This window comes from Marinomonas piezotolerans, from assembly GCF_003362755.1.
Taxonomy (GTDB): Bacteria; Pseudomonadota; Gammaproteobacteria; order Pseudomonadales; family Marinomonadaceae; genus Marinomonas; species Marinomonas piezotolerans.
In genome coordinates this window covers 595,406-615,711 of sequence record NZ_QKRA01000002.1, presented here as the reverse complement: position 1 = coordinate 615,711, position 20,306 = coordinate 595,406, and the positions used below count along the sequence as shown (strand labels likewise).

Annotated in this window: 22 protein-coding genes; 8 read left to right on the top strand and 14 right to left on the bottom strand. The window is 45.3% G+C overall.

The features are described from left to right. Position 1: 1 nt before the first annotated feature. Complete coding sequence (locus DN730_RS06890) at positions 2-958, top strand: HNH endonuclease (RefSeq protein WP_115467361.1); 957 nt, start codon at positions 2-4, stop codon at positions 956-958. Here DN730_RS06890 and dndE read toward each other — a convergent pair. From dndE to dndB, 4 genes are read right to left on the bottom strand one after another with little or no spacing between them, the layout of a single operon-like run. Next, positions 955-1,284, bottom strand: coding sequence for a DNA sulfur modification protein DndE (gene dndE, locus DN730_RS06885; RefSeq protein WP_115467360.1), 330 nt, complete (start codon positions 1,282-1,284; stop codon positions 955-957). The genes DN730_RS06890 and dndE overlap by 4 nt on opposite strands. Further along, the gene (gene dndD / locus DN730_RS06880) at positions 1,284-3,248 is read right to left on the bottom strand and encodes a DNA sulfur modification protein DndD (protein WP_115467359.1); all 1,965 of its coding nucleotides are present in this window, start codon (positions 3,246-3,248) and stop codon (positions 1,284-1,286) included. Before dndD ends, dndE begins: the two co-directional genes overlap by 1 nt. Further along, entirely contained in the window at positions 3,248-4,912 is a 1,665-nt protein-coding gene (gene dndC, locus DN730_RS06875; protein WP_115467358.1) for a DNA phosphorothioation system sulfurtransferase DndC, read from the bottom strand. Before dndC ends, dndD begins: the two co-directional genes overlap by 1 nt. Next, positions 4,902-5,993 carry a DNA sulfur modification protein DndB gene (dndB, locus tag DN730_RS06870; RefSeq protein WP_115467357.1) on the bottom strand — a complete coding sequence of 364 codons (1,092 nt, stop codon included), beginning with the start codon at positions 5,991-5,993 and terminating at the stop codon, positions 4,902-4,904. Before dndB ends, dndC begins: the two co-directional genes overlap by 11 nt. A 120-nt stretch (positions 5,994-6,113) precedes the next feature. On the opposite strand from dndB, the gene dndA reads away from it, so the two are divergent. The 5 genes from dndA (at position 6,114) to DN730_RS06850 (ending at position 10,697) form a co-directional block, all read left to right on the top strand. Beyond that, positions 6,114-7,241: a cysteine desulfurase DndA gene (gene dndA / locus DN730_RS06865; protein WP_115467356.1), complete on the top strand. Its 1,128-nt coding sequence runs from the start codon at positions 6,114-6,116 to the stop codon at positions 7,239-7,241. 5 nt (positions 7,242-7,246) lie between these two features. Beyond that, positions 7,247-7,855, top strand: a complete 609-nt coding sequence (locus DN730_RS06860; RefSeq protein ID WP_115467355.1) for a hypothetical protein — start codon at positions 7,247-7,249, stop codon at positions 7,853-7,855. Between the two features lie 394 nt (positions 7,856-8,249). Continuing rightward, positions 8,250-8,477 (top strand): cysteine hydrolase family protein, encoded by a 228-nt coding sequence (locus DN730_RS19245; RefSeq protein WP_245957909.1) that lies wholly within the window; start codon positions 8,250-8,252, stop codon positions 8,475-8,477. 19 nt (positions 8,478-8,496) lie between these two features. Next, a complete protein-coding gene (locus DN730_RS19240; protein WP_245957908.1) occupies positions 8,497-8,784 on the top strand; it encodes an isochorismatase family protein in 288 nt (95 codons plus the stop codon). A 200-nt stretch (positions 8,785-8,984) separates the two neighbouring features. Further along, positions 8,985-10,697 (top strand): thiamine pyrophosphate-dependent enzyme, encoded by a 1,713-nt coding sequence (locus DN730_RS06850; protein ID WP_115467354.1) that lies wholly within the window; start codon positions 8,985-8,987, stop codon positions 10,695-10,697. A 285-nt stretch (positions 10,698-10,982) separates the two neighbouring features. Here DN730_RS06850 and DN730_RS06845 read toward each other — a convergent pair whose 3' ends face one another. The 6 genes from DN730_RS06845 to DN730_RS19055 form a co-directional block, all read right to left on the bottom strand. After that, positions 10,983-11,591, bottom strand: coding sequence for a hypothetical protein (locus tag DN730_RS06845; protein WP_115467353.1), 609 nt, complete (start codon positions 11,589-11,591; stop codon positions 10,983-10,985). Positions 11,592-11,758: 167 nt separating this feature from the next. Further along, positions 11,759-12,577, bottom strand: a complete 819-nt coding sequence (locus tag DN730_RS06840) for an arylamine N-acetyltransferase family protein (RefSeq protein WP_115467352.1) — start codon at positions 12,575-12,577, stop codon at positions 11,759-11,761. A 204-nt stretch (positions 12,578-12,781) separates the two neighbouring features. Further along, on the bottom strand, positions 12,782-14,275 hold the full coding sequence (locus DN730_RS06835) for a transporter substrate-binding domain-containing diguanylate cyclase (RefSeq protein WP_115467351.1): 1,494 nt from the start codon (positions 14,273-14,275) through the stop codon (positions 12,782-12,784). 242 nt (positions 14,276-14,517) lie between these two features. After that, positions 14,518-14,787, bottom strand: coding sequence for a DUF1905 domain-containing protein (locus DN730_RS19425; RefSeq protein WP_115467350.1), 270 nt, complete (start codon positions 14,785-14,787; stop codon positions 14,518-14,520). 117 nt (positions 14,788-14,904) lie between these two features. Beyond that, positions 14,905-15,357: a DUF2867 domain-containing protein gene (locus DN730_RS06825; protein ID WP_115467349.1), complete on the bottom strand. Its 453-nt coding sequence runs from the start codon at positions 15,355-15,357 to the stop codon at positions 14,905-14,907. Next, the gene (locus DN730_RS19055) at positions 15,354-15,494 is read right to left on the bottom strand and encodes a hypothetical protein (RefSeq protein ID WP_158541183.1); all 141 of its coding nucleotides are present in this window, start codon (positions 15,492-15,494) and stop codon (positions 15,354-15,356) included. Before DN730_RS19055 ends, DN730_RS06825 begins: the two co-directional genes overlap by 4 nt. Positions 15,495-15,588: 94 nt before the next feature. Here DN730_RS19055 and DN730_RS06820 point away from each other — a divergent pair, with 94 nt between their 5' ends. Further along, on the top strand, positions 15,589-16,524 hold the full coding sequence (locus DN730_RS06820) for a LysR family transcriptional regulator (protein WP_115467348.1): 936 nt from the start codon (positions 15,589-15,591) through the stop codon (positions 16,522-16,524). A 135-nt stretch (positions 16,525-16,659) separates the two neighbouring features. Here the strand turns inward: DN730_RS06820 and DN730_RS06815 are convergent, their stop codons facing one another. The 4 genes from DN730_RS06815 to DN730_RS06800 form a co-directional block, all read right to left on the bottom strand. Beyond that, positions 16,660-17,697 (bottom strand): alpha/beta hydrolase family protein, encoded by a 1,038-nt coding sequence (locus DN730_RS06815; RefSeq protein ID WP_211313838.1) that lies wholly within the window; start codon positions 17,695-17,697, stop codon positions 16,660-16,662. Positions 17,698-17,806: 109 nt separating this feature from the next. Then, entirely contained in the window at positions 17,807-18,145 is a 339-nt protein-coding gene (locus DN730_RS06810) for an AzlD domain-containing protein (RefSeq protein WP_115467347.1), read from the bottom strand. Beyond that, entirely contained in the window at positions 18,142-18,870 is a 729-nt protein-coding gene (locus tag DN730_RS06805; protein ID WP_115467346.1) for an AzlC family ABC transporter permease, read from the bottom strand. The genes DN730_RS06810 and DN730_RS06805 overlap by 4 nt, the downstream gene beginning before the upstream one ends. Beyond that, entirely contained in the window at positions 18,867-19,397 is a 531-nt protein-coding gene (locus tag DN730_RS06800; protein WP_115467345.1) for a helix-turn-helix domain-containing protein, read from the bottom strand. Before DN730_RS06800 ends, DN730_RS06805 begins: the two co-directional genes overlap by 4 nt. A gap of 186 nt (positions 19,398-19,583) precedes the next feature. Between DN730_RS06800 and DN730_RS06795 the strand changes: the two genes are divergently transcribed. Further along, a complete protein-coding gene (locus tag DN730_RS06795) occupies positions 19,584-20,117 on the top strand; it encodes an RNA methyltransferase (protein ID WP_115467344.1) in 534 nt (177 codons plus the stop codon). Positions 20,118-20,306: the final 189 nt, after the last annotated feature.

Genomic DNA, 20,306 nt, shown 5'->3' with positions numbered 1-20,306 from the left:
CATGGAAAATCTATTTTCATATATAGAGAAAATAATACCAGGAATAAATGATGCTTGGGATAGAGAAAAAATCTCTGACCTAGCTATACTCAATACTCCAGAAGCAGTGTTATCCAAAAACAGCTTTTTATTAAACGCTGACATGAAATTCATTTGGTTTTCTTGGTTTATTGAATCAATTTATGATTACCACAAAGCATCTGATGATATTAGCTACCCAGAGGTAGTCTCTTCAGTGAGACGTGGACTATTAAAAACAGGCTTCAATGAAAGCGATCAGAAATTCAACGAAGTTTGGAAAAGTATATCTCGTCTAACATATAAACTAATTTCGAAATCCAGTGGTAGATCTAGGGAACACTTAACAAGGTCAACAAAGTATGATCTTATAGAAAGAAGTAAGGGGGCTCCATATTGCTGGATATGTGGCCATCGCTTTTCAAACGAAAGCATTGATAAGTTCTCAAACATAGATGCAGAAATAAAACTACCAGAATTAATCGATTACTTTTTACAAAAAGGTTTGAAAGAAAGAGATCTTAAAATAGAAGTTGAGCATAAGATGCCCTTCATCTCTGGTGGAGGAGACCTAAGCGACTTGGATAATATTGAGCTCTGCTGCGGCTTTTGCAACAGATACAAATGGAAATTCATATCCATATACGACGCAAATAGATCTTTAAAGACATTTATTCATCCTAGGACAGGAAATACAAGCATCCCACAGCCATATTGGGCTATTCGAATGCTTGCCCTTGCTGAAGGTTGTTCGGAGCCTAATTGCACAGCAAAAAAAGAGAAGACTGCTCTTTTTGTTGATTTAATAAATGATATAGGAAGCGCCACGCCCACTAACCTAAAAGTAGTATGCAAAAAACATCTAAAAAACAGAGGAGATCGCTTTTTAGGCAGGGAACACTTTGAAAACAGAAATACCAACCGAAATAGTTTTATTTAGAATAGACTTATCCCCCTATTAATATGCAACTTCAAAAACTCCCCAAAGTGTACTTCATTTAGTTGTGCACTTTGTTTTTTATAGGCTTCACGCAAGACCGCAAGATAAATATCGGCATACTCCCCTGCAAACACTTTCCAGCTCATTTCCACATTACTGTTAGATGGAATCTCCTCGTAAGGTGGCGCGGACTCCTCTGCTAATGACAGACACAATGCCCAGCGACAGAGCACGTTCCAGTTTTCAATGCCGGTCTTGGTCTTAAGCCGAATCAGTTGTTGCTTTTGTTTTTCGGACAGTTTGATCGTATCGATAGTGGGTAGCATTAAAAGTAACCTTCGGTAAATCGTGATGTTTGCTCAGTTTCATCGTACTGAATATGGTATTCACGACTGATATAGGGCGCTAAAGATTGATAGTACTGACCGAAGATTTCTTCATCAGTAGACAGCAAAATGACTTGCGGTGCGGCATAGGGAAAGTAGCTGTCAATCAAGCGACTACGGTGCTGGCCGTCCAAACGCCCCAAAGGCGTATCAATCACCATAGGCAGCTCACGGCCTGAAGCTTCTGCTAGCCCCCACATTACCGCTACGGCCAACAGTTGACGCTCACCTGCAGAAAGTCGGCTAGTACTCAGTCGCTGATCACCTTCGGAATACAGCGCCAGATCAAACGTTGAGGGATCAATCGTAATACGCTCTACCAATTTATTTTTACGCGTTAATGCTGCAAACTTCTCCGCGATCTTCGTTTCAAGCAACGTTAGATTGTCACGTATTAGGTCCCGCGCAAAGCCATCCATCGTTTGCTTAAGATGCTGAATATGATCGGCGATTTGTAAGGCGCGCTTTTGCTCAAAAGTGTCTTTGTTTTGCTGCGTGAGTAGCTGAGTATAGCGCTGGTTAAGTACTGAATACTTGGCCTCAGCACGTTCTATTTCTTGCTCGACTTGCTGTTTACGTGCGGCTATTTCATTGAACTTTTGCTCTAAGATATTCAGCTCAACCAAGATATGTTTAACTGACTCATAGTCAGGAATCGCTTGTTCTTTTTTCTCTAGTAACGACTCTTGCTCCAGCAGCCATTCACGCTCTTCGTTTAATTTAGCGCGCTCAACTTCGTCAGCGGCTAGCTTGTCATTGAGGCCATTAAAGATCTCAGGTGGGAAGCCAATATAGCACTCCTCGCTGGAGACGGCTTGGCGCTGCGATGCCAGATTTGCCATCGCATCTTCTACGGCTTGCTTAGCCAGCATATCCACACCAACGAGGCTTAGACTATTTAAAAGAGACGCTTCATAGTCATGAATAGCAGCATCGAGCTGTCGGGCTTTTTGAATCGTCTGCTCTTTCTCTGCTTGCTTCTGAACAGAGTCCAGCAACGGTTTTATCAAGGCCAGAGGACCGCAGCCACTATCCAGCTGCACTCGCTGTTGCTTATTAAATGTCAGTTTTTGGCGTACACTGCCAAGTTCAAATTGAATGCTGTCTCGCTCTTCAATCAAGTGCGCGCCCGTCTGACGGGCTTGTTGACGCTGTTTGTTAATTTGAATATTAACATCACTCGCCTCTTGGTCTAAGTCCGCTGAGTGTTTGCGTAGTGCACTGAGCTCAGCCGATACTTCCCCTATTTCATTTTCACATTGGGACACTTTATTAATGATAGTGGCATCCAAAGTATCACTTTTTTTCAGACGCTCTTGGGCGCCTAAATCGATTTGAAGCTGTGAAAACAAGTCTAAGCCGAGTAGATTTTCTATTCCTGTTTGAATCAGCTCTGCACTTCGCGAAGGATGGGCTAGGTTCTCAATCTTTTCACCGTCAAAGAAAAACAAATCAGACAACGATAAAGGCAAAAACTCATTAACGAAATCATCCCAATACTGACTAAGCAAAGCATCGTAGGCGCCGTCTGTAAACACTTCGATTTTATCTTTTGTCTGCTCAACAGATCTTGCAACGGTCCAGCTGCGCTTAACACGGTAAGTATTGGTGAGAGTCTCTGAGGTATGGCTGAACACGAGCTCGATGGAGACTTCTTCATCCTCTTGGGCATAGCGGTTGCGTGTTGTCGCAAGAAAGGCTCCATATGACAGTGAGCCTCGATTGGAGCATTTGGCGAACTTTCCGTATAAAACCAGCTGTAGGGAGTCTAGAAATGTGGTTTTTCCACCACCGTTTAGCGCACCAAATAAGATAACAGGCTTATCAACGCTCGTTTCGAGGTCGACAATATGCGTACCTTTATAAATGCCTATGTTGGTAAGAGTGATTTTTTTCAGCAGCATTATTCTACTTCAACCGTGTCTATTAATAATGAGCTGTAACCGTGCTCTTTTATGGATTGCGTGATGATGGAGATCTTATCTCGAATATCAATTTTCTCTTCGTCTTCCAGAGAAACATCATTGTTAAGCTTGATCTGCAAATTATGACGCTCGCGCTCTAGGGCAAACTGCTTAGCTTCATACATTGAGCTAAAGGCACCTTTATCTAGCACATCAGACAATTCATCTTTCAGTTTGGCGCGCCTTAGCTGATTGCGATGTTTGTTGGCTACACTCATCACGGCTCTTAACTGTTGATACAACAGTCCTTCTTCGTCCCCTTGCTGGGTACAATACGTTTTCAAGCGCTCAAGTGTTTCTTTGTTGAGTATGGGATGATGAGCACGGCGCTCGCCTGGATAGGGCTTCTTAATGACTTTCTCATAGATTGTCGGCACGCTGTCTTCTAATTCATGCTTTTCTTTAAGCCAAATTGCTCTAATCGCTTCTAGCTCTTCAAGTGGCAGTAGCTCTAATCCTTTTACTTCAGGAGGCCCCATACGCTGAACTGCCACTTGTGCTTCTAATACGCACTTTAATAAATGCTCACGAAACGACTGCAAATAGGGCCCTGGGACGAGATCAGCACCATTTTTTGTCACATGTACGGTTAAGCGCCCGTCCATGCGTCGGAAATCTCGATTTGATTTATCGCGGCGAAGTTTATCGAGTTTCTTATCACGGCTTGGGTCGTTCACTTCGATTTCATTACGCAATGAAACGAGTGGCATCATCCATTCTTTTTCTTCGTCATTGGCGATCATAGCATTCATGGATTTGTCTTCTGACACCATGGTGCATACGTAACAGCCGAAACGGCTATCACCACAACTTTGAGTGGATTGATCGACCACCAACGGACACTCACCACCATCTGTCGCCCCTTGGTACATTCCCATCAAGTCGTGGTTAGGGAAATTCCATGGGTTTTTCACGCTGTTTAGATAGATCCAAACATCGTCATTGCTCCATTCACCAATCGGCGCATAGATCCAGACACGCTGTAAGTCTTTCGCACCACTTTCGGTAAGGCCTTGGGCTTTGCGTGTATTCGTTGCAGAGTTTTCATACTCATCCATCAAGGCCGCACGCGTCGCACTTTCTGCTTTTCGTGTACCCAGCACTAAAATGGCTTCGCCGTTTTTATCACGCAAGCTTTTAATAAAATTGTTAGATGGATTGATCTTTAATCGATCGGTACACCAACGAAATTTTGCTCGCGGAGCAGGATACCCCTTGCCGATTAGGTTTACCCAAAAGCGGTCTTTGATATCCGGCGTCAGTCGATGGGGGGTAATAGGCAAGTTTTGGTCTTCTGCAGCCTGCTCCATTCTTCCCAAAGACTTTTCTACCCACATGGATACGATCGGATTTTCTACTAATGTATCGGTGCTAATAACGTGGACTTTCTTGGTGGCCTTACCTTCTTCGGCAAGCTGTTGTAGCGCATACCAAACAAGCTGAAGTGTCGCGGTTGAATCTTTACCACCACTGTAACCAATCACCCAAGGAATGGCGTCACTTAGATATAAGTGTTTGATGTGCGCTATCGAATCCTCAATCACTTGTTTGATGCCGTACTGCGAAAATGCAGAACGCTTTGGATTCACTTCATTAATTGACATGATATGCCTCGTTATAGCGTTGCTCTGCTTGCAACTCTTTCGGAGTCAGAGCCAAGCCTAGGTATTTCTTAATCTGTATACGCGTGAGCTCTACGGATTTTGCATTGTTTGTCATGCTGCCATTCACAATACAACGGCCATGCCAGTCTCGGTTAGATCGAGACCAATCAATCTCGCTCAACTTTGTAAGCTTAGATTTCCAGTCATTGTCTTGCTTAATCAACTGCGCTCCGACTTGCCCCAATGCTTGGAATGTCACTGAGTGCGCATGGACAGACTCATCTCTTAAATCACCGCCAGAAGCTTTATCTTCGTAAATCAATTGCCACGCTGGCACATTATCTAACACGCAATGCCAGTATTCTGACGCGATAGGTATCAGGCTTTGATAATTGTCTTTAGTGATACGGCCTAAAAGCTCTTTGGTCGCCTTGTTCATAGCACTGTGGCTCACAAGCTTTTTAGATCTAGGTCCAAGATTGCTCTTTTCCATGTGTATTAACTTGGATAAGCGCTCACTACTAAAGACAACAGTCTTCGATAAGATCGCATCCGGCCGATCATCATAAGTAATACTGAGAGATGAGTCGGCTTTGACTGGGTAAAGGTTCAAGTCTTTAAAGATTTTTTGCCGCTCAGCAAGCGACTTATCTGCGAAAAAGACCACAGAAATGGTTTCGTCTCCAAGCGTAGGGTCTTGCTGTAGAGCTTCAAGTATCGCGGCATTACGATGCTGTCCATCAGTGATGTAGAGCTCTGCATCTTCATCAATAATCAAGGTGCCAATTTTTTGCTCTTGCTTGGATTCGCCTACTGGAACAAAGTCACTTACGCCATCAATACAGGCTGTGAGCGCCGAGAAAACGTAGTTATCGCGATTATCTAATATGTAGTTGGTGATATCAGGAATGCGCTCTTCATTGATGATGCGCTGCGCCCTTTGATTTACAGGCAACTGCCCTTCATCTAGGGTAAAAACCTTACTTAGACGCTTTAACGGGCACATAACGATGTAATACTCAGTTCCCGCTTGAGTGCCTTTAATTGCAGGGAAAGAGAGCCCTGATATGATACTACTCATACGCAACCCCGATTGTTCGTTGAATAATTTACTCTGTTCGTACGAACATAATTGCGGCGCATTCTACCGAAATTGGTTATCCTTGTCTGCAACTAATACTGATTAGCAAAGCTGGTAATTATGACTGTTTATTTAGATATGAGCGCAACGACTCCGGTCTCTACTGAAGTGGTTGAGTTGATGAACAAGTACTTCCTTGAGGAGTATGGTAACGCTGGCAGTCGAACCCATGAATTCGGTGTGCGAGCCAAGCAAGCTGTCGAAAAAGCACGCCAGCAAGTTGCGGAAGCAGCATCTACTGATAAACAAAATGTCATCTTCACTAGTGGTGCTACTGAGAGTAATAACTTAGCAATTTTAGGTCTCAAAAATTACGGAATTGATGAGAACAAAAAACACATCATCACCAGCACAATAGAGCACAAAGCCGTGTTGGAGCCCATAGAAGAGCTGGCTAAGCAAGGATTTGAAGTAACCTACTTATCCGTTGATGAGTCTGGCCTTATCGATCCAGATGAGTTGTCCAACTCTCTGCGGAGCGACACCTTGCTGGTGTCGATCATGCACGTAAATAACGAAACGGGCTCAATACAACCTCTTCAAGTTATTTGTGATGTATTGGCAGATCATGATGCATACCTACACATTGACGCGGCCCAAAGCTATGCCAAACTGCCCCAAGGCTTAGATAACGAACGTATAGACTTTATCAGTGTCAGTAGTCATAAGCTTTATGGACCTATGGGTGTGGGCGCATTGATTGCCAGAAAACGAGGCTATTTGCGCCCTCCACTTAACCCGATTATGTTTGGTGGTGGTCAAGAAAAAGGCCTGCGCCCTGGCACCTTACCAGTACCATTGATTGCTGGGTTCGGACTTGCTTGTGAACAAGCGTATAAAAATCATAGCGAATGGCAGCAGCACGCTCAAACATTAAAGCAAACCTTGCTGGATTCATTAGGCTCACTTGATATACATGTAAATGGGGCGAACACTTCACCATTTATACTTAATTTCTCTGCTCCTGGGGTGAGCTCCGAAGCCGCTATGGTAACTTTAAAAGGCATTGCGGCGGTATCTAATGGCTCTGCCTGCACTTCTTCAAGCTATACGCCTTCACATGTACTGACTGCGATGGGGTTAGCAGATAATAGAGTGTCAGAAGCCATTCGCATGTCTTGGTCTCACAGTACTAAAGAGCTGCCAGTTCAAGGTATTATGGAAGCATTGAAAAGTATAAGAGTGTAAACAGTATGATTAATAAATTTAAGAAAATTAATGACCGCTCAAGTTTAAATTATTTTCACAACTTAAATAAAGCTTTTTTAAACTCTCTCAATAACAATATTATTCTTGACAACCCAACCATAATAAACGCAAACTTTAAAAAAACTCAAGACCTTATAAATATAATAAAAATGATATCATATTTATATAATGAAAGACTAAAAGAGAACTCATATGGAAATTGCATTTCAGAAAACGTCTTTTATTATGACATTTTAGCAGATCATTTTAGAGAAAATAATTTAAGTATTGGATTCAATATGACCGTTGGTAATTTATATATAGAAGGGAAAAAAGCATTTTTCAGCAGTGAAGAGCATTATATTTCTAAGATAAAGAAACCTAACAAAACCCCTCAAAAAGAAAAAATCCACTGCTGGTTAACGCTTACTACAGGAGATATAATTGACTTTACTATTCTTACCACGGATTTTATCTCAAGCAATGGTAAACATGGAAGAAAAGGGGACATTTTATTTGGAAAACCAAATCAAAACGGAGAGCTGGGTAGGTATACCTATCAACCTATTTTTTTTGGCAGTAATTACCTTAAACAGTCAGGTCTTATTTTATAGAAATCGAGCAACTGGGATCTGAAGCGCGTAATTATTGGGTGCAGATGCTGAGAAATCGGCAACTTCGAAAATATCTTTTCTCGCCTCTATAAAACTAGATTTCTTCTCCACCTATTTTAGTGCAGATTTGACGTATTTTTTCTTACTAACTGATCGTGAAGCCGGTAGAACCGTTTTTTACGCTATGAAATCACTAATTAACAGGCAACCCACCCTAAAAAGTGATTCAGTACTCAGTTCTATCAAGGGACCAGTTTCATCTAAAGCTGACCTTTTCACGCTTCGTCTGACTCTTTGAGGGATTAAAATGGCGAAGATGCCGCCCCAAAATGCTTAACACTTCTGTGGATACACGCTAGATTTATCCACTGATGTTTTCAAACGGGCAACCTCTATGCAGACACTTATCATCATTGATCAACAGCACGGCATCGATCACCCCAAGTTAGGTGAACGAAATAACCCGTTGGCCGAGGCGGTGATGTTGAGGCTATTAGGGCGGTGGCGTGGTAAGGGCTGGCCAGTGCTGCATGTTATCCACCGTTCGACGGAGCCAGATTCGGTATTTTGGCCGCAACAGTCTGGCTTCTCTCTAAAGCAAGATTTCCCCCCAAGAAGGTGAAATCGTGCTCGAGAAATCAGTGCCCTGTGCGTTTATTAACAATGAACTTGATAACGTCCTCAACCGCCTCGGCACAGATGAAATCGTCTTCGTCGGTGTCGCCACGAACAATTCCATCGAAGCCACGGCTAGAACAGGCGGCAACCTTGGCTACGAGGTGTTTGTCGTAGAAGACGCGTGCTTCACTTTTGCCAAGACCGACTACTTCGGCACTCTACGCAGTACAGACGAGGTACACTCTATGTCGCTCGCAAATTTAGATGGGGAGTACGCAACGGTCGTTCACAGCACTGCTTTAATCCAGTGAGACTCAGGTGATAATTCCCCCACCAGACTTGATCTGCGACTCGTAACAGAGTTATCTGTCGGCTCACTTCCCACCTTTCAGCAAATTATGAACTCGGCATGCTTCTTTGCATATATAAAGGAAGTAACTCCGTTGTTTAGACTTTGACCAATGGTTACGTCAGTATCTTATGGTCGCATTATGAATAATGGAGTACACAGATGAGTAAAGATGTTGCTGAGGTTATTGTAGATACATTGGCTCAAGCGGGGGCCAAGCGATGCTATGGAGTGGTGGGCGATACGATCAACCATTTAACCGATAAGATTCGTACCTCTGATATAGATTGGGTTCATGTGCGGCACGAAGAGGTGGGCGCGTTCGCGGCAGGTGCCGAGGCCTATATGACTCAAGAGCTGGCACTGTGTGCTGGTACCTGTGGCCCTGGTAGCCTTCACTTTATCAATGGTATTTTTGAATCTCATCGCAATGGCTCGCCATTGGTCTTTATTGCTTCGAATGTGGATCGCCAAGAAGAAGGGCTTAATTTCCCTCAAGAAGTCGACCAAACCAAGCTGTATGAACAATGCTCGGTATTTTGTGAGCGTATCTCTCATCCAGATCAAGCCCAACGCATTATCACGCAAGCCGCTCAGGCTGCGCTAGCTCACCAAGGCGTGGCGGTTGTGGTGGTGAATGGCGATATGTTTAAAGAAAAAGTGCACAGCGATTTGTCTTGGTCCGTGCATCGAACTCAGCCTGTCACGCACCCTAACGCCGATGAAATAAGCAAATTAGTTGCGCTGATTAATGATGCAGAGAAAATCACGCTCTACGTCGGCATTGGTGCGAAAGGGGCGCATAAAGAATTAATCGAGCTAGCGGAATACTTGAAGGCTCCCATTGTACATAGCTCGCGTTCGAAGGAGTTTGTTGAGCCAAATAACCCTTATCAGGTGGGTATGACGGGCATTTTGGGAAACAAATCGGGTATGGAATCCGTACTCGATTGCGATTTGCTCATCTGTTTAGGGACAGACTTTGCTTATACTCAGTTTTATCCAACCGATGCCAAAATTGCTCAAATCAATTTAGACACCACGCATTTAGGCAAACGTAGCCCTATCGATCTCGGACTAACGGGCGATGTAAAAGCTTCGATCCAACAATTGCTCCCCAAGCTTACTCAACGCAAAGAACAAGCACACCTCGATAAAGCACTGAAACAATGGCAAAAAGATCTAGACGCTTATCGCAAAGAAGAAGTCTCAGATCACTCTCTTATTCACCCACAAACTCTCACCCGACGTCTGAATGAACTGGCAGGCGATGATGCGATTTTCACGGCCGACGGTGGCTCACCTATGGTCTGGCTGCTGAGACATTTAGAAGCAAAAGGATCCCGACGTTTTTTGACCAGCTTGTCTCATGGCACCATGGCGAATGCCTATCCTCAGGCCATGGGCATTGTGAAAGCCTACCCAGAACGCCCAGTGATTGCGCTTTGTGGTGATGGGGGTATGACCATGCTGATGGGCGACTTACTCACTTTGCTGCAAGAAAAAGCCCCAGTGAAATTGCTTATTTTCAACAATGAATCTCTTGCTTTTGTCGAGATGGAGCAGCGTGTTGAAGGTCAGTTAGATGGTTTTACCAAGCTCGAAAATCCGGATTTCTCTGCGGTTGCCAAGGCGATGGGGCTAGATGCTTGGCGCGTTGAAACACCCGATGAAATAGATAACGCGTTGAAGCAGTGGTTGGCTTCAGACAAGCCCGCTCTGTTAGATGTGAAAGTCAGTCCAATGGAGCTGGTCATGCCACCCAAAATTGAAGCGGGGCAAGTGGCGTCGACGGCGCTGTTTGGCATTAAAGCGGTATTAAATGGGCGCATGGACGAAGTAAAAGATCTGCTAAAAGACAACTTCCTGCGTTAAACCTTCATGTGTCTAGATGAAGCAAGGGCGAAGCGTGATTAGACGCTTCACCCTTGGGCATGTCTCCATCATGGCAAAGACGCGCTCATCTTTGGGGATTTGGATTAAAGGGGCAGAACCTTTTTTGCTCTACAGTAATCTCTATGATGAAGGCAGACCTTTCGAACTGACCACGGTGTAATCCAACTTGATAGATCATTCTGCATTATAAAAGGCCTTCAAGAGTAATCGGACATGCCGCTCACTACTCAAGGCCTATTGCAGGCTAATTAAGCAAGTAAAACACTATTCAGACGCAATGATGTAGCAATCTAAGCTAACGTAGCTGGCATTTTCTCGACACTGCTCTAGCGCTTTCTGCTCAGCCTCTGCTTGAGACGCACCTTTGGATCCAGCTTTAATACCTGATTGATTACCGGCAATCGCTTTATGACCGCGGGTGGACACATATTCTTGCCAGTGGTCTGCATCGCGGTAAGCAATCACTTCTTTTGGAAAATCAGTAGATCTTAGCGGCTCACGATCGGTGCCTTTTTCATCTTCAATCACGCAATATTGACGCTGTGATTGACTATAAGCTTGGCAGAGTCGAAGAGCTTCTTTGCGAGCTATCGTCATAGACAATTTGTCGTCACTGTAGCCTGACGCGGAAGGATACCCAAGCCCATCCCAATACACAGCAAAGGCTTTATTCCCCTTTGTGGCTAGATATTTACGATATTCGTTTGCAAGCCACTCCTCACGCTCTAATGCATGAGAGAAAGTCGGGCGAATGTCATGATGTTCAACCTCTGCTTGGCTGAATACACCTTGCTTTTGAACATTCGAACAGGCAGATAAAAACACGACAGCACTTACGGTAAGCGCTGCTTTAAGTGGAAATGTACGAGACATTTTATACTCCTTTATACTAAACGACCGTCAATGGTCTAATGATGTATGTTGCAGGTGAGATTATAAGCAAGCGATTAAGAGAAGTTAATACTTTCTCTGTTGCGCACCTTACTAGAAGTGAATAATTGAGAACTCACACCTTTCTGCCCTACATTCATCTGCTTCCTTTATGATGACAAATTACCTTTTTCTACAATCCTTTCCAGCAGTGGTATCCATTCGCGTTCTACCGTTAGCTCGAAGCACTCTTCTAACGCTGCGGCTAGTTGCTCAGGGGTTAATTCTCTTTGCTCCGCTGTACCGTTGCGTGGGCGAACCGTTAGGCGATTGTTCAGCAGTGCGTAGCGAGTATCTGGTGTGGCCCGTGCCATCATTAAGTTGTGGCGAAATTTGGAGTTGGGGCTTGCTGAGGTAAACCAGTTCGCAACATCCATATCAATCGGCTCCTGAGGCTGGTTGCCAATGTCGTATAGATCTTGCCATTCTTCCTGAATGTTAACCTGCAACAGCCAGCCGTGTTCGTGAGCCTTAAAACGAAATGCTTCGTGTTGTCCCTGTTGCTCCTCATCCGTTTCCAAACGTATTGGATCGGTCAGTACCATTCCGCCAAAACCGACATCTGCTAGCCACCATTCGCCGTCAATTCTAACTCGCAGTACCTGATGGGTTCTTGGGCCAAGAGGCGTATTATCGGGTTGTCTCCAAACAGTACGCGCCATTAAGGATTCGACTTCAAACCCTAGCTGTTGGAGCACTTCCATAAATAGAGCATTGTGCTCAAAACAGTAACCACCGCGACGATGACCAATTAATTTTTGCTGGATGCTGTCGAGTTCTAGACTAATGCCTCGATCAAGTAGCACGTCTATATTCTCAAAGGGTATATGCGCCGGGTGCAGCGCGTGAATGGCTTTTAAGGTTGCAAGCTCAGGGGTCGTAGAGCCTTGGTAATTGATGCGGTTGAAGTAGTTTTGCAGGTGAATCATGTCTCATTCCTGTTGATAAGCAACATGCTGGCGCGGCGTGTCCAGAGTATTTTTTGAATCGGCGCAGCATATTAACAGAAAGCGAGCGTTCTTTTATAACGTGACTAAAAGAGACAGTGGATAATGGCACCTAGTCATTCGCCATCAAGATAAATGAAAATTTGATCTGTCTGACTGGGTTTCTTTCGCGCTTCTTTGGAGAAATTAACCTGTAACTCGCTCGCGCCAAATGGCGACACGATTACGGCCAGCCTTTTTCGCCTGATACATCGCCAGATCCGCCCTATTAAGCAGCTCATCGAATTTTTCAGTGGACTCCAAAGACGCCAAACCGATGCTTACCGTAGCAAAGTACAAAGCGTTTCCGACAACTTCAATAGGCTCTTTTTCGATACATTCTCGTAGCTGCTCGGCTACGGAGTGCGCCTCCATTTGATCAATTTTCGGCAGGATTATCACAAACTCTTCGCCACCAAGACGGCCAATATGGCCGATACTCTTGTCCTTCAGCACAGCGCTGCAAACATTGACAACCGCCCTGATCACTCTATCTCCGACCTCATGGCCGTACTGATCATTCACTTGCTTAAAGTGGTCGATATCAATCAACAGTACGCTAAACGGTCGATCTTCATCCAGACAGGTTTGATAATTTGTATGCGCCATGTCCAAAATAGCACGACGGTTGTATGTCCCCGTTAATTCATCGGTCGTCGCGAGATTTTTGAGTTCTTCTTCTCTCTTTTTTTGCTCTTCAATGCGTTGGGTGAGCCGCTGCATTTTCAGTCTGGCTCTTCTCCGTAACCCCCAGCCCAAAAGGGCCAATAGAATCACTACCAAGCCGCTAACACTAGCGATAAGCAGATAGTCCTTGGTGGAGCGACCACTGCCCGATGATGAATCTAAATTGATCCAGTACCGGTATATATCCCGCTTTTGCTGCGCGGTAATACTGTCTAAGCCTTTTTGCATAATGGACAACAGCGGTGCCCAATCATCTCGGACGGCGAAGCGTAAATTCCACTCAAAGCCCGACTCTCCTGCTACTTTAAGGTTCGTCAGGCCATTTTTTTCAATGTAGTAAATCGCCGCGGCGTTGGTCGCGACGATTGCATCCGCCGCCCCATAAGACACCATCCGCAATCCGGTCTCTATATCTGGAACAGGCAGCGTATTAAGGTGCGGGTATTTCTCTTGCAGATGTTCATAAGATGCGTAATTTTCGATACCGACGACTTTTTTGCCTTTGAGCGCATCGATGCCTTCTCCAGCAAACTCATTGCGCACGATAATTACTGCAGGCAGGCGTATGTAGGGTCGAGTAAACTGCATGTATTGGCTGCGTTCTGCGGTTTTCTCAGCAGCGCCCCACATATCAATGCCTCGAGAGCGCCCTTCAGCCACCACTTCACTCCAGCTCGCAAGCTGTACAATCTCTAGCTTCAGCCCCAAATCAAATTGCTGATCGATGAGCTTAATAAAATCAGCCGTGATCCCTTGGTATTCATTGTTTTCATCGAAAAACTCAACCGGGGGATAATTGGGTGCAGGAGCAAAACGAATCACAGGTTGTTCTGCCAACCAGCGTCGTTCATCAGCCGTTAATATGTCTTGTCCATACAGCATCCCAGCTAAGCTGAATAGAAGCAGATACAACCCGCCGAGCGCGCTTCTAGTCAAAAATGTATTTCTCTTCATAACATCCCTATGGACAACATACCTACAGCTCAAGATATGAGCATAAAATCACCATTTCTTATAGTAATTCAATGGCTTTATATTGACCATCCTAGAAAGGCTACTCAGGTTACATTTTAATGTCATATGTTGCAGGTAAACTTAGGCAGTGAATTTTTGACTTGATGCGGACGTCAGAGCATTTCCGTACGCTTAGTTTGTGAAGCGAGTTATTCACTCTGTTTGAGACCTTTTGTATGGTTTCAATATTTCGTGATGACCTTTGCTTCAATAAGCGAGCCTTCCGTCAGAGATTCAGACTTCCTTACTTTTGCATTAATGGGGAGAAGGTAGCTATTTGCTTTGGAATCGAACCAGATTGAGGTTTCCCAGCGATTAGCATTGATCTTAGCCGTGACGCGCAGCCGCCCCCATCCCGACTCATTCCCCTTATTGAACAGACGTATTTCATGGGCAATGGTGCTCGGCAAGGTCAGAAAATACCAGCCACTCGGGCCAAAAGACCTCCACAAGGAGGCCTTAAACTTGTAGTTAGCGATTGTCTATTCCTCCTAATTTTTTATAGTGCGCAAACATCATCGACTGGATGCGCTTTAATATCAACGCCTTGGCTGTGTGATCAGAGCCGTTCACCCTTCAAGCCGAACACGGTTCAAAGCATCCCGAACAATGAGTATATGAAACGGCAAAATGGTTTTCAGGTACAAAGCTCCCGCAAGGTTATGAGTATGCACCCACGTCGCGAGGTAGATGTATCCTTGATCAGACATGACCGTCACTCTGAAGTCCAAATGTTTGTCATTAAACCCCGCTATCAGCTCACGATCGTGCTCCAATTCCACAGGGAAAATACCAACGCTATTGTCACTTGATGGCCCTTCACTCAAGAGACCAAATGGCTTGGTGATGCCGTTTCGAATGGCTAGAAGTAAGCCCGCCCAGGACGGAAAAGAGGTAATGATCTCAGCCGCTTGTCGCGGAGAAAGTGCACTAGCGACACGATAGCAATCAATAAAATCTCTTTCTCTTATACGTTCATGCAGAGCGCTATGGGGTGGTAATTCAGTTGCGATCACGTTCATTGAAAAGCCCCCTCTTCGAAGATAAATGGGCGCGTACCGTTTTGTTTTGATACAAGTGTCTCTAGTACCAGAGCGCAGCATTCCGTTCGTTTTTCTGGATTCATCACGGTTAAGTCAACCATCACAACGCTAGCCATACGCTTGTTTCCTTGTGTTCTTTGGGATGAACTTAGCTTATGCTTGATCTTATAAGTGAACAATGCCCGCAAATTTAACAAAGCGTTTATTTAAATGAACAATATTAAGCTGGCGCCACTACTGCTAGTGTTTTCGGAAGTGGCCACCAAGTGCTCTTACACCGCTGCTGCCAAAAATCTGGGGATGAGTAAATCCGCCGTGAGCCAACAGGTTAAACGCTTAGAGGAAGCCATAGGGCAGCAGCTTCTCATACGCAGCACAAGGGGGATGGTATTAACCTCAGCGGGAGAAACCTTGCTTGCCCGCAGTGAGCTTTTAGACCAACAGCTCACGATGGCGTTTAAGGAGTTGAACCAAATAAAAGCTCAGCCCAGTGGCGTGTTTAGGGTATCTGTCCCGCCCTTTTCTGAAAAAGAAATCGTAATGCCGGCGATTCGACAATTGTGTATTGAGTTTCCTCTGTTGACGCCGGAGGTGGTAGTCACTGAAAAATGGCAAGATCTGATAGAGCACAATCTCGACGCGGCCATTTTTGGTGGCGACTTAAAGACATGCGACTATCGTGCGCTACCTATCAGTACCGTGTCCGAAGTGTTCTGCGCCTCTCCTCGATACATTGGTCAATATGGGCTCCCTAACACCCTTGATGACCTCACCAATCATAAGTACATCGCTACAACATGGCACCGCGCCAAAATAGAAGTATTCGACAATCATTTGGCAAACAAGCAATTAATGTCTATTCGCCATAGCACCAAGGTAAACACCTTAGCGACAGGGCTTGAGGCTGCATTATTGGATATGGGAATAGCGCTCCTACCTGAATTCTTAGTCATGTCTCACGTTGAAAATGGAGATCTACAACGAGTCTTACCAAGCGCTCGAGGCAGGGACTGGCACTTCTATTTTTTGCATCAATACAAAGGCGAGAAGCCGCAACACATCACACGCTTTTACCAGCTTTACCGCCACTACTTTCTGAAAGCATCTATTCAGCAGACCAGCATTGACAAATTAGAGGCAGACTAGCGATGTAGGCGAACCTTACATACGCTTGAAGATGCTGTCCCTTGGCGATTGTGACATGAACACATGTGGCAATCGCGCGAAATCCAGCTCGTTTCGAAAAAGGGCTCCGAATAAGGGGAACACCAAGGGGATGAGCTAATTGCTTTGGGTCACTTGGTGTATCCATCCCTCTATGGCATCCAACGCATTGGGAGCATAGGCGTGACGCCCCATTAAGATAAATATCCCAGTGTTCCAAAGTGGCCATTCGGACGGTAACTGATAATTGAACCTTTCTGAGTTTAATAATCCGTGGGTGGCCTGCTGAACAATGAGCGTACTTTGCGCTTGGTCAGGGCGAAGTTTATGCTGGTAGATGGCTTGATTAAAAAATGGATCGACATTCTTATCATTGGCTCCCCAAAGCGCTAAAACGGGCCCCTGCATTGTTCCTAAATAAGATGTCGCATCATTTATATAATTGCGTGCAACAAACGCAAAGCGCTTGGGGTCCATATCAGGGCGCAGACTAGGATTCGGGGTATCAGAGGAAGCGAAGAGCGCGTCGTTTTGACTCAGATTATCCGCCACTTGTTGAGCCACTTGCTCAGAGCTTAGCCCTTGTGCTTCCAACTGACGTTTGGTGAAGTACGCCCCTTGGTGACGCCAATTGACCGCACCGCCAACTAGCACCGTAAACGCAGGTGTCATAGCATTTGTCGTAATCGGCAAGACCCAACCCGCTTGGGAAAAGCCTAGAAAACCTATCGGACTGCCTGTTAACTCTGGAAGAGATTGTATTTTACGATAAGCGGCAATGACCTCATCACTTCGATCTTGCATGGATTGCTGTAACCAATCCCCCGTGCTTTCGCCGACTCCAGGCTTGTCCCAAGTGAACACTCCAATGCCAGCGTCTAATAAAGAGTTCACCATGGGTAAATAGCTGGCGTCCGAAAAGCGTGTCTGTGCGCCATCCCCATGAACAATGAGAGCGATGGGCGGCGTGCTGACATGCTTTGGCAAAATTAACGAGCCTTTTAGAACATTGGTATTGGACGTAAATGAAAGGTTTAAGACGTCTCCATCACTCACTTCAAAATCTTTGAGGCCAGAACACTGCACAACGCCAAAGCCGAGTGCAAAGCACAAAATAATACCAACCATCCATCCCTTTGCTTTACGCGTGTTCATCCTTGGTACCCGTATTGATATGACGGTCTCTGACTATAAATCATAGCGCCAATAGATCAAGCGAAGTGGCTGAAGTAAGCGTAGCCTCTTCGCAATCTCCGCTGACGGATTAACCAAAGAGGACAATCAATGCACCAAATACCAACACGCCAACCACAATCGGATAACCCATGGAGCGGGTGCGTCGCCACATTAAATACGTAGCAACGCAGCCAACCGCCGTGGCAATCCATGAAAAAAACGAGGGTTCAACCGGCACTAAGGAGGTACCAAACATGGCGGCAATCATCGTGGGCCCCAGTATTGTTAACCAAACAGGTGTACTCCCAACACCACCTTGCGCCGCCTGTTTATTCAGTTTTCGCGACATCCATAAATAGGGTAAGGTGCGGATCAAATACGTGCCCAGCGCAATACTAAGTAGAATCATCCAAGTGTGACCACTCATGAAATCGCTCCTTTATTAGTTGGTTGGGATTGAATCGCGTAATAGGCCAAGGCACCACAAATGGCTGCTGCAGGAATGGCAATATTAGGAAAACCGAACAGTTTCAATAACATAGCTGTCGCGGTTGCAACCACCATAGTGATCGTCCAACGGCGATCCGAGCATCGAGGCAACACCATCACTAAAAATAAAGCTGGCAGTGCAAACGGCAGCACCTCACCAATCAGCGGCCAACGCTGCATCAGCTCATCCCCGACAATGGCTCCCAACGCGGTTCCTGAAATCCAACTTAGCCACGCAATTATCCCCGCACTGACGTACCACCTAAAGCGCTCCTTCGCTGACATAGTCGGCATCCGTGTAAGCGACAGAGCAAAGATCTGGTCGGTTAGTAAGTGCATCAGCGGTACCCAGCGAATATCTTTTTCTAAGTACGGCGCTATGTTAGGCCCATACACCAGATGGCGAGAATTGATCAGCAGTGTCATCACAATAACAAGCCAGAATGGCGCACCAGAGACCACCATCGCCACAAATAGAAATTGTGACGCGCCCGCATAAATAAACGCGGACACCAAGATGGTTTCCAAAACACCAAATCCGGACTGCACCGAGATTAAACCGAAGGAAACCGCCACAGGAACATAGCCACCAAGCAAAGGGAGAGCGTCCTTCGCACCTTGTTTCCATGGATTGCTGGACAGTGTATTTGTGGCGGTATTCATGGTACGTCCTTTTGTTTTGGGTAAGTAATGACAAGTATTGCGGTGGCAGGCTTCTCTTTTGTGAAGTAACTATGAGGCTGATCTGCTTTTAAAACATAGGTATCGCCCGCCGTCAGTCGCTGCATAGCATCCTTTGGGCCGATATACAGCTCGCCGCTAATCAATGTCAGCCGCTCCGTCGTGCCATGAGTATGGGCTTCCGACTCTTTCATCGTATTGGCCGCACACGACATCCAATACACATCCACTTTTGGGTCATCTGAGCCTTGATCGACTAACTTAACTTGAATGCCGTTTTCCCCTACAAACTCGTGGCTTCCTGCAATCAAGTCACCAAACGGCACATTCAACTGTCCTGCTAAACGCCAAATGGTTTCAATGGTTGGATTGCCACCTCCCTGCTCAATCCGAGAGAGATTAGACTTCGCGATGCCAGCGTTGCTTGCTAACTGAGACAAAGATATGCCCTGCGCCATACGTAAGGTTTTCAGGTTTTGTCCCAGACTGTTGAGATTTGGATTATCCATTGTGCGACTCTAAAGTTGTTCTATATATTGAACGTTCTATATATAGAACAAGCGACAGTCAACTATTTTGTTAACTTTTTGGTCAGAAAGTATTCTATTTTTTCAGATCAGCGATAAGTTCATCAGCCTCCCATTTAAAATGTTATAATGCGCACCTCCTTTCTTCTCTAGATTTTAAAAACAATCATGAAAACCGAATTTGTCACCATCGGGCTCACCAACCCCAAGAGCACCGAGAATGTCGGCTCCGTTATGCGCGCTGCAGGCTGCTATCAGGTGGATCAAGTGCTGTATTCGGGGACGCGTTATGACCGCGCCATGAAAATGGCTACTGATACAAAAAAGGTATCTAGCGCCATCCCGCTACAGCACATTGATCATTTAGATGCGATGAATTTTTGCGATGCTGTGGATGACGAGACCCAAATCATCTGTGTCGATCTGATACCGGGCGCCACGCCACTTCCTGCATTCTCACACCCCGACAAAGCGCTGTACATCTTCGGCCCAGAAGACGGAACCATTGCGCAAAGCGTGGTGGATGCAGCCGATCATGTTGTGTTTGTACCGACCATCGGATGCATGAACTTAGCCGCGTCTGTAAACGTTGTTTTATATGATCGTTTAGCGAAATCTTCGCGAGCGATGGCAGGAGATGATCTGATACGGGAATCGAAAGACGCGAATAATAATGTAGTAGTTCGAAAACACCCTTTCTAATTATCCAGTTGCTACAGACCACTATTGACCTAAATCAAAAGAATAGTTTTTGAATGCAAAACGTAACAATCACCGTCACAACTTTCGTTTGAAGTGTCGTAATTGATCATTTCCCTTTTCAAAATATAAGTAAAGTTGGCCTCATAATTATAACGATAAAAAAGGGCGCGCTTAAAAGCCAACCTAGCA